Annotated in this window: 15 protein-coding genes and 1 riboswitch; of the genes, 9 read left to right on the top strand and 6 right to left on the bottom strand. The window is 69.2% G+C overall.

Annotation, left to right across the window (positions count from 1 at the left end):
• Nucleotides 1–8: 8 nt before the first annotated feature.
• Nucleotides 9–887: a DUF1295 domain-containing protein gene (locus AB8K43_RS09605; protein WP_370893767.1), complete on the bottom strand. Its 879-nt coding sequence runs from the start codon at nt 885–887 to the stop codon at nt 9–11.
• Nucleotides 888–963: 76 nt separating this feature from the next.
• Between AB8K43_RS09605 and AB8K43_RS09600 the strand changes: the two genes are divergently transcribed.
• A complete protein-coding gene (locus AB8K43_RS09600; protein ID WP_370893766.1) occupies nt 964–1,812 on the top strand; it encodes an alpha/beta fold hydrolase in 849 nt (282 codons plus the stop codon).
• A gap of 13 nt (nt 1,813–1,825) precedes the next feature.
• Here the strand turns inward: AB8K43_RS09600 and AB8K43_RS09595 are convergent, their stop codons facing one another.
• Nucleotides 1,826–2,620 carry an acyl-CoA thioesterase gene (locus AB8K43_RS09595; RefSeq protein ID WP_370893764.1) on the bottom strand — a complete coding sequence of 265 codons (795 nt, stop codon included), beginning with the start codon at nt 2,618–2,620 and terminating at the stop codon, nt 1,826–1,828.
• A gap of 94 nt (nt 2,621–2,714) precedes the next feature.
• On the opposite strand from AB8K43_RS09595, the gene AB8K43_RS09590 reads away from it, so the two are divergent.
• Nucleotides 2,715–3,158, top strand: a complete 444-nt coding sequence (locus AB8K43_RS09590) for a cytidine/deoxycytidylate deaminase family protein (protein WP_370893762.1) — start codon at nt 2,715–2,717, stop codon at nt 3,156–3,158.
• Between the two features lie 9 nt (nt 3,159–3,167).
• Here the strand turns inward: AB8K43_RS09590 and trpB are convergent, their stop codons facing one another.
• The gene (gene trpB, locus AB8K43_RS09585; protein WP_370893760.1) at nt 3,168–4,364 is read right to left on the bottom strand and encodes a tryptophan synthase subunit beta; all 1,197 of its coding nucleotides are present in this window, start codon (nt 4,362–4,364) and stop codon (nt 3,168–3,170) included.
• Between the two features lie 73 nt (nt 4,365–4,437).
• Between trpB and AB8K43_RS09580 the strand changes: the two genes are divergently transcribed.
• Nucleotides 4,438–5,355 (top strand): universal stress protein, encoded by a 918-nt coding sequence (locus AB8K43_RS09580; protein ID WP_370893758.1) that lies wholly within the window; start codon nt 4,438–4,440, stop codon nt 5,353–5,355.
• Here the strand turns inward: AB8K43_RS09580 and thiD are convergent.
• Nucleotides 5,352–6,218 (bottom strand): bifunctional hydroxymethylpyrimidine kinase/phosphomethylpyrimidine kinase, encoded by an 867-nt coding sequence (gene thiD / locus AB8K43_RS09575; protein ID WP_370893756.1) that lies wholly within the window; start codon nt 6,216–6,218, stop codon nt 5,352–5,354. The two genes, AB8K43_RS09580 and thiD, sit on opposite strands and share 4 nt — an antisense overlap.
• 31 nt (nt 6,219–6,249) lie before the next feature.
• Nucleotides 6,250–6,357: riboswitch (TPP riboswitch) on the top strand.
• Between thiD and thiC the strand changes: the two genes are divergently transcribed.
• From thiC to AB8K43_RS09555, 4 genes are all read left to right on the top strand, one after another.
• Nucleotides 6,354–8,072, top strand: coding sequence for a phosphomethylpyrimidine synthase ThiC (gene thiC, locus AB8K43_RS09570; protein WP_370893754.1), 1,719 nt, complete (start codon nt 6,354–6,356; stop codon nt 8,070–8,072). (Overlaps the previous riboswitch by 4 nt.)
• Entirely contained in the window at nt 8,069–9,397 is a 1,329-nt protein-coding gene (locus AB8K43_RS09565) for an MFS transporter (RefSeq protein WP_370893752.1), read from the top strand. The genes thiC and AB8K43_RS09565 overlap by 4 nt, the downstream gene beginning before the upstream one ends.
• The gene (gene thiM / locus AB8K43_RS09560; protein ID WP_370893750.1) at nt 9,394–10,173 is read left to right on the top strand and encodes a hydroxyethylthiazole kinase; all 780 of its coding nucleotides are present in this window, start codon (nt 9,394–9,396) and stop codon (nt 10,171–10,173) included. Before AB8K43_RS09565 ends, thiM begins: the two co-directional genes overlap by 4 nt.
• On the top strand, nt 10,173–10,814 hold the full coding sequence (locus AB8K43_RS09555) for a thiamine phosphate synthase (protein WP_370893748.1): 642 nt from the start codon (nt 10,173–10,175) through the stop codon (nt 10,812–10,814). Before thiM ends, AB8K43_RS09555 begins: the two co-directional genes overlap by 1 nt.
• Here AB8K43_RS09555 and AB8K43_RS09550 read toward each other — a convergent pair.
• Nucleotides 10,811–11,515, bottom strand: coding sequence for an alpha/beta fold hydrolase (locus tag AB8K43_RS09550; protein WP_370893746.1), 705 nt, complete (start codon nt 11,513–11,515; stop codon nt 10,811–10,813). The two genes, AB8K43_RS09555 and AB8K43_RS09550, sit on opposite strands and share 4 nt — an antisense overlap.
• Nucleotides 11,516–11,718: 203 nt before the next feature.
• Here AB8K43_RS09550 and kynA point away from each other — a divergent pair, with 203 nt between their 5' ends.
• On the top strand, nt 11,719–12,504 hold the full coding sequence (gene kynA / locus AB8K43_RS09545) for a tryptophan 2,3-dioxygenase (protein WP_370893975.1): 786 nt from the start codon (nt 11,719–11,721) through the stop codon (nt 12,502–12,504).
• A 138-nt stretch (nt 12,505–12,642) separates the two neighbouring features.
• Nucleotides 12,643–13,887: a kynureninase gene (locus AB8K43_RS09540; RefSeq protein WP_370893973.1), complete on the top strand. Its 1,245-nt coding sequence runs from the start codon at nt 12,643–12,645 to the stop codon at nt 13,885–13,887.
• Nucleotides 13,888–13,897: 10 nt separating this feature from the next.
• On the opposite strand, the gene AB8K43_RS09535 is transcribed toward AB8K43_RS09540, so the two are convergent.
• Nucleotides 13,898–14,611, bottom strand: coding sequence for an alpha/beta hydrolase family protein (locus tag AB8K43_RS09535; protein ID WP_370893744.1), 714 nt, complete (start codon nt 14,609–14,611; stop codon nt 13,898–13,900).
• Nucleotides 14,612–14,646: the final 35 nt, after the last annotated feature.

Here is a 14,646-nt window from a genome sequence, read left to right as displayed (position 1 = left end):
GTCAGGGGCTAACGGCTGCTCTGCGGGCGAGGGATAAGCACCGGGGTACGGGCTTTATAGGCCTCGTAGTCCTCCTGCCCACCCCACTTCGCGTCGGCCTTCTTCTCCAGCGGCGGGATGCCACTGATCTTGGTCAGGAGCAGCGCGACAAAGGCCGGAGAGAGCAGAGCGACCCATTGCCAGCCCTGAAGGATTGGCACGGCGATGAGCGCCACGCCGATCCACAGGGTGATCTCACCGAAATAGTTCGGGTGACGCGACGTCGCCCACAGGCCGGTCGAGATGAAGCGCCCTTTGTTCGCCGAGTCAGCCTTAAACCGGCTCTTTTGCGCATCGGCGATCACCTCGAAGCCGAACCCGAAGATCCACACCAGCAGCCCGAGCACCGCGAGCCAGTCGAAGTCCTTGCGATGCTCGGTCGTGATCACAATCCACGCCGCCGCAGCCGTCAGGCTCACCCACAGCCCCTGCATCGTCCACACGTTCAAGAACCGGAAGAACGACGGCTTGATCTCATCGAAGCGGTCATCGGCCCCCGAGGCACTGATCCGACGGAAGAGGAAGGTGCCAAGGCGCGCGGCCCAGATGACCACCAGCGCCGCAGCGACGTAGCCCCGCGCGTCGACCCCGGGGGTGAGCACGACTGCCAAGATCGTCACGCTGATGTAGGTCAGGCTGCCGGTCAGGTCGAAGAAGCGCTCGGTCTGCTTCAGATACGACGGGACGAAAACCAACCACTGGATGACGTACGCCGCCGCCACCGCGACCGCGAAGACGGGGAAGGAGCCGACACGGGCACCGCCTTGGCTGCCGGCCAGCGCCACAAGCGCACCAGCAAGGACCACGGCGGGGATCACGGCGAGCGTGCGCCGTTCGGTCGGACTCATGCGGATCCCCTAGGGTCGAAAAGGTGGAAAAGCTGACCGGGTTGCGCCAGTCCCGCCTGAGCCTAGGGGGCCTGTCGTGAGTTCGCCGCTACCGTCCCCGCATGTCGTCCGTAGAGGCGAAGGGTTGCCGCTGCTCATCGTGCACGGATACGGCGTCGATCACACGATGATGCTCGAACTCGACGATGCGTTCGCCGATCAACCCTGGCAGCGCCTCTACATCGATCTTCCTGGGTTCGGCCGGACCGAGGCGCTGCCCCCGCCGGGCGGCTTGCCGGAGTACGCGAACTGGCTCGACCAGGCGGCGTCCACGCTCATCGGCGATACCCCCTTCGCGGTCGCCGGGCACTCCATGGGCGGGCTCCTAGCTGCCGACCTGCTCCACCGGCGCCGCGAGCAGTGTCGGGGCATCGCGCTCCTCGCACCCCCAGTGCTCCCCGATCGGGACGAGCGCACGCTGCCCGACGCGGGCGTCGTCCACGACGACCCCGAACTCATGGCGAGTCTCGAAGAGGAGGACCGCGAGGTCTACGAGCCGGTGTCGGTGGTGCGCTCGCCGTCGAACTGGGAGCGGTTCCGCCGGGCAGCGCTCCCAGGCATCCGAGCGGTCGATCCGGACGCAACGGATCGCCTTGACGAGCGCTATCACCTCGACGGCTGCGTCACCGACTACCTGGCCGACTACGACCGGCCGGTCATGATGGTCACGGGGAAGCAGGACGCAGTGGTCGGATACGAGGATCAGTGGGAACTATCGCGTCGGTTGATCCGGTGCACGTTCGCCGCCCTCGATCGGTCGGGCCATAACGTCCACCTGGATCAGCCGCGGGTGGTGAGGGCGCTGCTCGCCGAATGGGGGGCGCTGGCGTCGGGGATCGAGGACCCCGGCGAGAGCGCATCGCGCGACACCCGTGGTGGGCCGTAGCCGGCCCGGTGCGTCACCCGAAGACGGTGAGGGTCTGCTGGCTCGTCGCCACGAGTCGGCCATCGGCGCTCCAGACCAGCGACCGGCAGTGACCGTATCCATCGCCTGCCTCGTCGGTGCGGACCTGGTAGCGCCAGTAGTCCGCGCCGGCGTCGGGAGCCGGGGGCTCGATCACGTCGACGGTCCAACTCAGGGTGCTGGCAGGTGCCGGGCTCGGGAGCATCGGCGTGATCGCGACCGGCCAGGCGTCGATCGCGGCGAGGAGGTGCTCGGGCTGATAGTCGCTCACCGTTTCATCGAGGCGCATCCAGCCGCCCATGTCCGGCTCGCTGGCACCCGAGTACGGCATCGCCCCGCTCGTCGGACGCAAGTCGACCTTGGCGATGAAGTCCGGGGTCAGCCCTTCGATGAAGGGGATGCGCTGAACCCCTTCGGCATCCGGGGCCGCCGGGAAGGGGGCACGCGCTTCGGCATCGACGACCACCACGCTTTGACGATCGCGCCCGAAGGCCGCCTGCGCGCTCGCGGCGACCTTCTCATCCTGGATCAACTCCGCCCGGACGAGGGTCGCTGACGAACCGGCGCGCAGCACGCTGGCTTCGATCCGCGCCGGGCCCGGGGCGACCGGCGCGACGAAGAGGACCGAGACGGTCCGAAGGGGGATCGGCTCGGTGAGCATCCCACGCATCCGGGCGACGAGGAGGGCGCCCACAACCCCGCCGAAGGTCGCCCGACCCTGCCCCCAGCCGGGTTCGATCTCGACGGTGGACCCAGCGAAGGCCTGCGCGGTCATGTCCTGAAGACTCATGCCGTCATTCTGCCCGGAGGGAAATGGTGGGGTACGTGGGGTGCCGTGGGGCGCGCCCTCGGCAGGCCAGGTCGAGCGGGTAGCGTTGCGCGCCATGGACGATCAGCGCACGGTGCCGGGCTGGGACGAGTATTTCCTCGGCATCGCGCAGGCGGTGAGCGCCCGCGCCAAATGCACCCGCCGCCACGTGGGCGCGGTCCTGACGATCGACCACCGCATCATCGCCACCGGTTACAACGGCGCTGCCCCGGGCGAACCGGACTGCCTCCAGGGTGCCTGCCCGCGCGGGGCGCTCGACTACGACGCGATCCCCGGTCTCGGCGACTACGACCGTCCCGGCACCCCGGGCTTTTGCATTGCGATCCACGCCGAGGTCAACGCTCTGCTCTTCGCGACTCGCGACACGAAGGGGGCCACGGCCTACATCACCGATCCGCCCTGCCCGGGCTGCCGCAAGGCGCTCGCGGCGGCGGGCATCGTCCGGGCGGTCTGGCCCGGTGGTGAGCACGACCGGGTCGGGCTCACCACCTGGGCCTGAGCCGGCTGGTCAGCGGCCCTTCATCACCTCGGCGATGTAGTCGACGTCCTTATCGCCGCGGCCGGAGAGGTTGACGATGATCACCTCATCGGGGCTCATCGTCGGCGCCACCTTGATCGCCTGGGCGACCGCGTGCGAGCTCTCCAGCGCCGGGATGATGCCCTCGAGTCGGCAGAGCATGGAGAAGGCATCAAGCGTCTCCGCGTCGGTCACCGACACGTACTCGACCCGCCCGGCTTCCTTGAGGTAAGCGTGCTGCGGTCCGACGCCCGGGTAGTCCAGGCCCGAGGCGATCGAGTGCACCGGCGACGGCTCGCCCGCATCGTCTTGCAGGAGCAGCGTCGCCATCCCGTGCAGCGTGCCGTCGGCCCCCTTCGACATCGTCGCGGCGTGCCGCTCGGTGTCGAGGCCCTCACCGGCCGGCTCGACCCCGACGATCCGCACGTCCTCGTCCTCGAGGAACCCGGAGAAGAGGCCGAGCGCATTCGATCCACCCCCGACGCAGGCCATGATGACGTCCGGCAGGCGCCCTTCCTTGGCCATGATCTGCTCGCGCGCTTCCTCGCCGACGACGGACTGGAAGTCGCGCACCATCGACGGGTAGGGGTGCGGACCGACGACCGAACCGATCCCGAAGAAGACGTTTTCGTAGTTCTGCGCATACGTGCCGAAGGCCGAGTCCACGGCATCCTTCAAGCAGCGACCACCAGTTTCGACCGAGACGACCGTCGCGCCGAGCATCTCCATCCGCACGACGTTCATGTGCTGCTTTTCGACGTCGATCGCGCCCATGTGGATCTCGCACTCGAGCCCGAGCAGCGCCGCGGCCGTCGCGAGCGCCACGCCGTGCTGACCGGCCCCGGTCTCGGCGATCAGCTTGGTCTTGCCCATCCGCTTGGCGAGCAGCCCCTCACCAAGACAGTGGTTGATCTTGTGAGCGCCGGTGTGGTTGAGGTCCTCGCGCTTCAAGTAGATCTTCGCGCCGCCGAGGTGATCGGTGAGGCGCTGAGCGAGGAAGAGGGGCGAAGGGCGGCCCACGTAGTCGGTCAGCAGCCGGCGGTACTCGGCGATGAACTCGGGATCGTTGCGGGCCTCCTCATACGCCGCGGCGACCTCGGCGATCGGCGCCTCGAGATGCGGCGGAAGGTGCGCGCCGCCATAGCGACCGAAGTATCCGTTGTCATCGGCGTGGGTGTAGGGGCTCATCGCGGCGTCATTGCTCCTTGCGGCGAAGGGTGGGAGGTGTCGGTTGACCCTAACGGGTGGAAGGATGGAGACCATGAGCAATGACGCCAGGACCGGTGAGGCTTCCATGCCACGAGGGGCGGTGATCGCTGCGGTCGACGGATCGGCCCGCGACACGGCCGTGATCCAGTGGGCCGTCGAAGAGGCGATCAGTCTCGCCGCGCCTCTGCACGTGATCGGGGCCGTCGATGCGCGCACCTCGCTCAGCCCTCGTGGCGATATGGGGGTGGTGAGCGCCGTCGTCATCGAGCAGCTCGAAGCCGGCACGCAGGAGATCATCGATCGGGCGTGCGAGCGAGCCGAGTCGCAGGCCGGCGGGCGGATCAGCGTGACCCACGAGGTCACCGTCGGGTCCCCGGCCCAGGCGGTCCTCACTGCGGCCTCGAATGACGCCCAGCGCATCGTCGTCGGCATCTCGCGGAAGTCCGCGGCGGCCCGAACCTTCCTCGGGACCGTGTCCGCTCCCATCGTGCAGCACGCGCCCTGCCCGGTCGTGCTCGTCCCTGCTGAGTACGGCGCCGGTGACGGTCGCATCGTGGTCGGGGTCGACGGGAGCGCGCACAGCCAGGACGCGATCTCCTTCGCGCTCGCCCGCGCCACCCGCACCGGTGGTGAGGTCACCTTGGTGACCACGTGGTGGGCCGAGTTCGAAGGGGGCGTCGTCGTCACCGAGCCGGGGTCGCCGGAATGGGACAAGGTCGAGGCGCGCTACCGCGAGCTGGCGGAGCAGACCGCCGCCGCGCCGCGGGCCACCTACCCAGGCGTCCCGGTCCGTTTCGACGTGTGCCGCGGGGGCGCCGCCGCGACCCTCACCGAGGTCGCCGAGGGCGCCGAACTCCTCGTCGTCGGGAGCCGGGGGCGCGGCGGGTTCAAGGGGCTACTGCTTGGATCGGTGAGCCAGAAGGTGCTGCAGAGCGCTCCCTGCCCGGTCGCCGTCCTGCACCGCAGCTAGGCGCGCGGGCGCTCGGGACGCGTCGTCCACCGCGGGGCGTCAAAGAAGTGGTGGACCGGCCCGGGGCCGCTCCCGATCTCCAGGACGTCCGCGTGGCGAAGGGCCTGCGTGAGCCAGTCCTTGGCGGCTCTGGCGGTCTCTAGCCAGGTCTCGTGGCGGGGGCGGAACGCCGCCAGCGCCGAACTCAGGCTGCACCCCGTGCCATGGGTGTTCGTGGTCGCCAGGCGTGGCGCCTCCAGCTGCACCACTTGCGACCCGTCGCTCCACAGATCGACCGCGCCCGACGTCGGCGCTAGGTGACCTCCCTTCAACAGCACCATCTGCGCCCCGAGATCGTGAAGGCGCTGCGCCTGGGCGGCCATCTCATCGAGGTCCGACGCAGGCTCCTCGCCCAAGAGCACCGCGGCCTCCGAGAGGTTCGGGGTGATGACCGTCGCCAGGGGGAGGAGGGCCCGCACCGCGTCGATCGCGTCCTCATCGAGCAGTCGCGCGCCTGCCGTTGACACCATGACCGGGTCGAGGACGATCGGCACCTCGGCAAGGTCAGCAAGGACCTCCCCGACCGCCTCGGCCAACTCGGCGGACGCGAGCATCCCGACCTTCACTGCGTCGATCCGCACATCGGCGAGCAGGGTTTGCGCCTGCTCCCGCACGAAGTCCACCGGCACCGCGTGGACCCCTGTCACACCGGTCGTCGCCTGAGCGGTGAGCGCGGTGATGACGCTCGTCCCATAGGCGCCGAGGGCGCTGAAGGTCTTGAGGTCCGCCTGGATTCCGGCCCCGCCGGAGGGATCCGAGCCAGCGATGGTGAGCGCGACGGGCGGGCGGTGAGGCCGAAAAGAGGAATCGTCCTTAGGGGTCATGGGCACCGACCGTACCGACCCGCTATGGTCGAGACACCCCCACGGGAGCCCAGGTATGGGCTGAGATCGCGCTGGTACCGCGCGGACCGTTTGAACCTGTCCGGATCATGCCGGCGAAGGAAGAGGAGATGCGCCGTGACGCGTCCAGATGAAGTCCACCCACAGCACCGTCGTCACCTGGTGACCGACCCCAGCGACCCGCGGATCGAGGTTCCGGTGACCGCGATCAGCCTGGCGGCGAGCCCGGATGGCACCCCGAATGATGACGTCCACGTCTACCGAACGATGGGCCCCGGCTCCGACCCGCAGGTGGGCCTGGCCCCCCTTCGCGCGGAGTGGATCGCCGAACGAGAGGACGTGCAGACCTACGAAGGGCGCGGCCGCAACCTCGCCGATGACGGCCGCGCGGCGGCGCGGCGCGGGTCGGCTTCGGTGGAGTGGAAGGGGGAGCGACGTGCCCCCCTTCGCGCTCAAGCCGGTGCTCGCGTGACCCAGATGCACTATGCCCGCCGAGGTGAGATCACCGCCGAGATGCGCTTCGTGGCCCTGCGCGAAGGGTGTGCTCCGGAGCTTGTGCGCGACGAGGTGGCCGCGGGGCGAGCGATCATCCCGGCCAATATCAACCACCCCGAATCCGAGCCGATGATCATCGGGCGGGCCTTCCTCACCAAAGTCAACGCCAATATCGGCAACTCCGCGGTGACCTCTTCCATCGAGGAGGAAGTGGACAAGCTCACCTGGGCGACCACCTGGGGCGCCGACACGGTGATGGACCTCTCGACCGGTGACGACATCCACACGACGCGGCAGTGGATCATCCGCAACAGTCCGGTCCCGATCGGGACGGTCCCGATCTACCAGGCGCTGGAGAAGGTCGACGGCAAGGCCGAGGACCTCACCTGGGAGATCTTCCGCGACACCGTGATCGAGCAGTGCGAGCAAGGCGTCGACTACATGACGATCCACGCGGGGGTGTTGCTGCGCTATGTCCCGCTCACCGCGAATCGGGTGACCGGGATCGTGAGCCGTGGCGGCTCGATCATGGCGGGCTGGTGCCTCGCCCACCACGAGGAGTCCTTCCTCTACACCCACTTCGATGAACTGTGCGAGATCTTCGCGCAGTACGACGTCGCCTTCTCTTTGGGCGATGGCCTCCGCCCCGGCTCGACCGCCGACGCGAACGACGAAGCGCAACTCTGCGAACTGCGAACCCTCGCCGAGCTCACTGAGCGCGCGTGGGAGTACGACGTCCAGGTCATGGTCGAAGGGCCGGGTCACGTCCCGCTTCACCTCGTGCGCGAAAACGTCGAGCTCCAGCAGGACTGGTGCCACGGCGCCCCCTTCTACACCCTCGGGCCGCTCGTCACCGATATCGCTCCGGGGTACGACCACATCACCTCCGCGATCGGCGCGGCCACCATCGCCCAATACGGGACGGCGATGCTGTGCTACGTCACCCCCAAGGAACACCTCGGTCTGCCCAATCGCGATGACGTGAAGGTCGGCGTCATCACCTACAAGATCGCCGCTCACGCCGCTGACCTCGCCAAACAGCACCCCGGTGCGCGGGTACGCGACGATGCCCTCAGCAAGGCACGCTTCGAGTTCCGCTGGCACGACCAGTTCGCGCTCAGCCTGGACCCGGAGACGGCGATGGCCTACCACGACGAGACCCTGCCCGCTGAGCCGGCGAAGACCGCCCACTTCTGCTCGATGTGCGGGCCGAAGTTCTGCTCGATGCGGATCAGTCAGGACATCCGCGACACCTACGGCATCGACCGCGAGGACGCGATGGCGCAGAAATCGCGCGAGTTCGTTGAGCTGGGCTCGACGGTCTACCTCCCGGCTCGATGAGCGGCCTCGTCCCGGGCCTGCCCCCGGCAGGCCGCGCTGCCGTGCGCGGCGGGATCGTCGGCAACTACGTCGACCAGATCAATATCTTCCTCCCGGTGGTCGCGCTGGCCCCGGCGCTTACCACCTTGGCGGGACCGCACGCGGGCGCCACGGCGGGCGCGCTGGTGATCGCGGCCACCCTGGTCGGCCGACCGGTCGGGTCGATGATCTTCGGCCGGATCTCCGACCGAGTCGGTCGCACCTCGACCACGAAGATCGCGATTGCGGGGACCGCCTGCGCCTCCCTCGCGATCGCCGCCATCCCGAGCCATGAACTCATCGGTCCGCTCGCGATCGCCCTCGTCATCGCGCTGCGCTTCATCGGCGGGATCTTCCTCGCGGGCGAGTACACCTCGGCGATCCCGCTCGCGATGGAGTGGTCCCGGCCCAAGCGGCGCGGGTTGGTCTCCGGTCTCATCATGTCGATGGCGCCCTGGGCCCAGTCCACGATCGCGATCGCGACCGCCATCCTGCTCGCCCTGCTCGGGCCGCAGGCCTACGCCGAGTGGGGGTGGCGGGCGGCCTTCGTCGCGGGCGGCCTCGCCTCTTCGGCGCTTCTCGTCTACTACTCACGCAAGGTGGCCGATGCTCCGGCCGTCTCGACGCGAAGGGGGCCCACGGAGGGCTCGCTCGGCCTGCGGGCCGTGCTCAGCGGCCCGTACGCCGGGGCCTTTTGGCAGTCCTTCGCGCTGATGACGGGCCTGTGGTTCATGACGAATATGGTCGTGATCGTCGCTGCGCGTCGGTTGGCTGACGACGTGGCGTTCACCTCCGGCCAGGTCGCGATCGCGATGGGGGTCGCCTCGATCGCCCAAGCGTTGGTGATGAGCGTGACCGGTCACCTCTCGACCCTGGTCGGGAGGCGCCGGTTCCTGGTCGGCTGGGGTCTGCTCGCCGCGACTGTGGCCCCCGTGACCTGGTCCTTCGTGATGGGACAGCGGGCGCTGCTCCCAGTCGCCGCCGGAATGGCGCTGCTCCAAGTGGTCACCGTGACCGCCTACGGCCCCATGGGCGCCTATCTCTCCGAGCGATTTCCCGCGCACGTACGGGCCACGGGATACGGCACGGCGTACAGCCTCTCGATCGTCGGACCGGCCCTGTACTTTCTCTATCTGCCTGCGATCGAGGATCTTCTCGGTCATGATGGCGCGGTGATGGCGGTGCTCGTGGTGGGTGGGCTGCTGGTCGCCGCGGCGGCAGCCTTCGGCCCGGCCCTGCGCCCGCGTGAACTCGACGCGGACGTCGAGAGCGTCGCCGAGCGCCAGCGGGTGGGGGCGAGGACATGAGCGTGGTCGCCGACGCGATCGATGCGGTCCGCGAGAGCGCGCCCATGGTCCACTGCATCGGCCCAGGAGTCTCGGCGAGTCTCGTCGCCGATGGCCTGCTCGCCGCCGGTGCCCGTCCCATGATGACCGCGACGGCGTCCGAGAGCCCGACCCTCGTTGCCGCGGCGGACGCGCTCTCGATCAACCTCGGGATGCTGACCACCGACGGCGCGGAGGCGATCCCTCCGACCATCACCGCCGCCCGCAACGCCGAGGTCCCCTGGGTGCTCGATCCGGCAGCGATCGGGCTGGCCCCGGTGCGGACTCCCCTCGCGACATCGATCGTCACAGAGCGCCCGGTCATCGTGCGCGGCAACGCCTCAGAGATCCTGGCGCTCCACGGCAGTGGGAAGGGAGGACGCGGCGCCGACACCGTGAACCATCCCGATCAGGCCCTTGCCGCCGGGACCGAGATCGCACGGGCCGCCGACAGCGTCGTCGCGATCTCCGGGCTCGTCGATCTCATCACCGACGGTCGCCAGATGCGTCGGGTCGCGCTCGGTTCGATGCTGCTGCCCCAGGTGACCGGGACCGGCTGCCTGCTTGGCGCGCTCATGGCCGCCTGTAGCGCCGTCGCCACCCCCTGGGCGTCGGCGGTCACTGCGTCGGCCTGGCTGGGAGTCGCCGGGGAGATGGCCGAGCCGCGGGCGAGCGGTCCGGGCAGCTTCCGAGTCGCGCTGATCGACGCGCTCGCCGCCGTCACGCCCGATGAGGTGGCCGACCGGGCGGGGGAGTGATGGATCTACGGCTCTATCTCGTGACCTCCGGGACGGGGCGCACCACCGTCGACGCCGCCGCAGCGGCGGCCGCAGCCGGGGCCGGGGTGGTCCAGGTTCGAGCCAAGGACGCCTCAACCAGCGAACTCATGGGACTGGTCGGGGCGGTCTCGCTGGCCGTGGCGGCCGCTCGCCCCACCACCCGCGTCCTCGTTGATGACCGGGCGGACGTCGCCTGGGCCACGCGGCGCCGCGGACTGCCGGTCCACGGCGTCCACCTTGGCCAAGACGACCTTCCGGTGGCGGACGCGCGCTCCCTTCTGGGACCCGACGCGATCATCGGGCTCACCACCGGAACCCTCGACCTCGTGAAGGGGGCGGCGGCCCTCGGTGACCTGATCGACTACGTGGGCGCGGGGCCCTACCGGGCGACGCCGACCAAGGACTCGGGCAGGCCACCTCTTGGCGTCGAGGGGTACCCGCCGCTGGTGGCGGCTAGCGCCGTCCCGATCATCGCGATCGGGGACATCACCCGGGCGGATATCCCGGCGCTTGCCAGCACCGGCGTCGCTGGAGTCGCGGTGGTCCGCGAGATCATGGCTGCGGCCGATCCGAGAACGGCCGCGGAGGCGCTGCTCGCGGCGTGGCCCCCTTCGGGCTAGTCGCAGGCGAGCCGGCGGGCTTCTTGGGGCACAGCGATCGTGCTCCAGAAGTCCAGCATGGCCTGCATGCCTTCCTTGGTGTCCTGCGGTCGGTGACCGGCCCCGGGCACGGCAACGTGCCGGGCCCCCTGCTCGACCAAGACGTCGGCGACCGCCGCGTAGATCGGCGTCGCATCGCCCGTCAGTACCAGGGTCGGGACCCGCTTCGGGATGCCGCGCTGCAGGTCGACCTCCCAGGGCGGGGTCGTCGCGCGCATCCGGGCCACGGTCTGCTCACGGATCTCGGGGGACCAGGTCGGCGCGGGCAGGCCCATGCCAGCGGCGAATCGTTGCTCGAAGTCCTCCGCGCTCACCGAAGGGTCGTCGGCGACCGCGAAGACGGGAGCCATCGCCGCGATGTGCTTTTCGATCACGGCTTCCCCGCGCGCTACATCGAAGGCGCTCGGTTCGCACAAGATCAGGCTGCGAACCCGGTCGGGTCGGCGCTGGGCCGCGAGCAGCGCCGCGAGTCCCCCGTAGGAGTGCCCCACGACGTGGCCCTTGCCCTTGAGCGCCTCCAGGATCCGCTCGGCGTCGCGAGTCGGCTGGTTGCTCTCCTTCCGACGCTCAAGGAAGACCCAGTCCGGACGGTGTTCGGCGGCTTGGACGGGCCAGCCGTCATCTCCACACCGGCCGGCGCCATACATAAAAACAGTACGCACCCCTCCATCATGCGCACATTCGCGCCAGGACCAAAAGATCGGGCTCGACGGGGGCCGCAAGCGACTAAGGTGGCGGGCGGTCGACGGCGACCGTGGTGCTCTCGAGATGACCGGTCGCGCCCAGCGAACTCACCGGGAGAAAAGACGTGCCAGGTAACACCCGAGACATCGAGTCGAGCATCCATACGGACTTCCGTCAGGAGATGAGTTACGGCTCCTATCTGGGCCTCGATCGGCTGCTCTCCTCGCAACATCCGGTGAGCGAACCGGAGCACCACGACGAACTCCTCTTCATCGTGGCGCACCAGGCGACCGAGCTATGGCTGAAGTTGATGATCCACGAACTGCGCGCCGCGTGTGCCTATCTCGCCGCCGACGAACTCCAGATGGCGCTTAAGCCCATCGCCCGGGTCAAGCACGTCCAGCGCACGATCACCGATCAGTGGTCGGTCCTTGCGACCCTGACTCCGACCGAGTACGTCCAGTTCCGCGGTTTCCTCGGGCACTCGTCCGGCTTCCAATCCTGGCAGTACCGCGCGGTGGAGTTCATGCTCGGCAACAAGCACCCCGGGATGCTCGCGGTGCACGAAGCCGACCCGCACGCGCATGCTCTCCTCACCGAGCTCCTGCACGCCCCGAGCGTCTACGACGAGTTCCTCCGGCTCCTCGCTCGGCGGGGCTACCCGATCCCGGCCGAGGTACTCGAGCGGGATGTGACGCGGGCGCATGTGATGAGCGACGCGCTCGCCGATGTCCTCACAGAGATCTATCGCGACGCCGAGCGGCAGTGGGATGTCTACGAGGCATGCGAAGAACTCGTCGACCTCGAGGACAACTTCCAGCAGTGGCGCTTCCGGCACCTCAAAACGGTGCAGCGCACGATCGGCTTCAAGACTGGCACCGGCGGGTCCTCGGGCGTGGGCTTCTTGCAGCGCGCCCTGGACCTCACCTTCTTCCCAGAACTGTACGAGGTCCGCACCCGCATCTGAGGCGGGCGCGGCAGGGGTGCGCCCCGACAGGTGGCCGCGTTCCGCCGGGCGCGACTCGCCCATCAGAGAAGGGGAAACCGAGAGAAGGTGTCAAGGACTGGTCGGTGAACGGTCGTGTCCGCCAGAGTGGGGGCTGTGATCCACGCTGACCCCCTGACCGCCCTGCGCCGCGAAGCGGACGAGCTCGATGCAACCGACCCTCTGGCCCCGATGCGCGAGCTCTTCGTCCCTGCGGGGAAGGGGGAAAACGCCGTCCGGGCGTATCTCGATGGCAACTCGCTCGGCCGACCGCTGAAGGCCACGGCGGAGCGGCTCGCCGACCTCATCGCTCATGACTGGGGGACCCGGCTCATCCGGTCCTGGGACGAACGCTGGATGGAGATGCCGCTGCGACTTGGCGACCGCCTAGGGCGAGTTTGCCTCGGCGCCGGAGCCGGGCAGACGGTGATCGCCGATTCGACCACGGTCCTGCTCTACAAGCTGCTTCGCGCCGCGGTCGCCGGAGCGCCGGCCCGACGCACGGAGATCGTCATTGACAGCGAGAACTTCCCGACCGACCGCTATATCGCGGCGGGGATCGCGGACGAGACCGGGTGCACGCTGCGGTGGATCACCCCGGATCCGGCGAAGGGGGTCGAGCTCGCCGAGGTCGAAGCGGTCCTCAGCGAGCGCACCGCGGTCGTCGTGCTTTCACATGTCGCGTACAAGTCGGCCTGGCTAGCCGACCTCCCAGCGATCACCCGCGCCGTGCACGATGCCGGCGCGGTGGTCCTTTGGGACCTCTGCCACTCGGCCGGGGCCGTGCGCGTCGACCTTGATGAGCACGAGGTCGACCTCGCCGTCGGGTGTACCTATAAGTACTTAAACGCCGGGCCCGGCGCCCCCGCCTTCGGCTACGTCGCCACGCGGCACCAAGATCACTTGACGCAGCCGATCCGCGGCTGGATGGGCCACGCCGACCCCTTCGTCATGGGGCCGGGGTTCGAGCCGTCGCCGGGCATGCGGCGGTTCATCTCCGGCACGCCGCCGATCCTTGCCATGGTCGGGATCGAGGACACGGTCGCCCTCATCGAGCAGGTGGGCCTGGACCAGGTGCAGGCGAAGGGGGAGTTGCTGACCGCCGCCACGATCCGGTGGGTCGACTGGCTCCTACGCCCCCTCGGTGCCACTGTCGTGAGCCCCCGCGACCCGTCCCGCCGGGGCCATCACGTCACCATCGCCCATCCAAGGGCTCGCGAACTCAGTGCGCGGCTGTGGGAGCGCGAGGTGATCCCCGACTTCCGCGAGCCCGATGGCATCCGGCTTGGCCTTTCACCCCTGTCGACATCCTTCGGCGAAGTGGCCGAGGCGTTGGCGGTCATGGCGGACCTGATGGCCACCTGAGAGCTGCCCATTACGGCAGCAGCAATTCCAAGGCCTGAAGGACCTGCGGCCAAACCCGAGAGTCAGGGTCGATGAGGTCGTAGTGGTGCGCGCCAGCGAGGACGCTCGCGGGCCAGGGGGAGTCGGTCGATTGCTCCGGCGGCACGGTCTGGTCGTCCGCGCCGTGGAGCAGGAGCAGCGGGGCCGGTGCAGGCGGCAGCCGCAGGCCCGGGTTGAGGGCGGCGTAGCGGCCGGGGACCTCGTCGGGGCCGCCGCCCATCCAGTCGCTGATCGCGCCGGCCCCGAGCCTCTCGCGGGCGGCGATCGCGAGGTGAGCGACCGGCGCGAGCGCGAGCGTTGGGAGCGGGGCGAGGCCGGAGACGACCGCTCGCCAGAGGGCGAGCAGACCACCCGCCGAATGACCGACCCATACGGTCGGGCGAACTGTCCCGAGATCACGATCGAGGTCGCGCAGATCGCTCACCGTGGCGAAGGGGTTGCCAGGCACCCTGCGGTACTCCGGCAGGATCACCTCCCAGCCCTGATCGGCGAGCGCCCGGGCCATCGGGCGCGCGTGGGCGCGGTCGATGCTGGGGCGGAAGTAGCCCCCATGGATCAGGACCAGGCGACGTGATCCCCCTTCGCCGTAGTGCTCGAACACGTGGTCGCGGTCCGGCCCATAATCGCGCGACGCCGCCGGGGGACCGCTCGTCGCGAGCAGGCGGCCCAAGGCGTCGTCTTCCATGGGATAACTGTGCCCGCTCCGTTTCGTTTGTCAGG

The organism is Janibacter sp. GXQ6167 (assembly GCF_041365945.1).
GTDB lineage: Bacteria > Actinomycetota > Actinomycetes > Actinomycetales > Dermatophilaceae > JBGFSK01.
The sequence above is the reverse complement of the archived record's forward strand: the minus strand, read 5'-3'. Positions and strand labels throughout refer to the sequence as shown.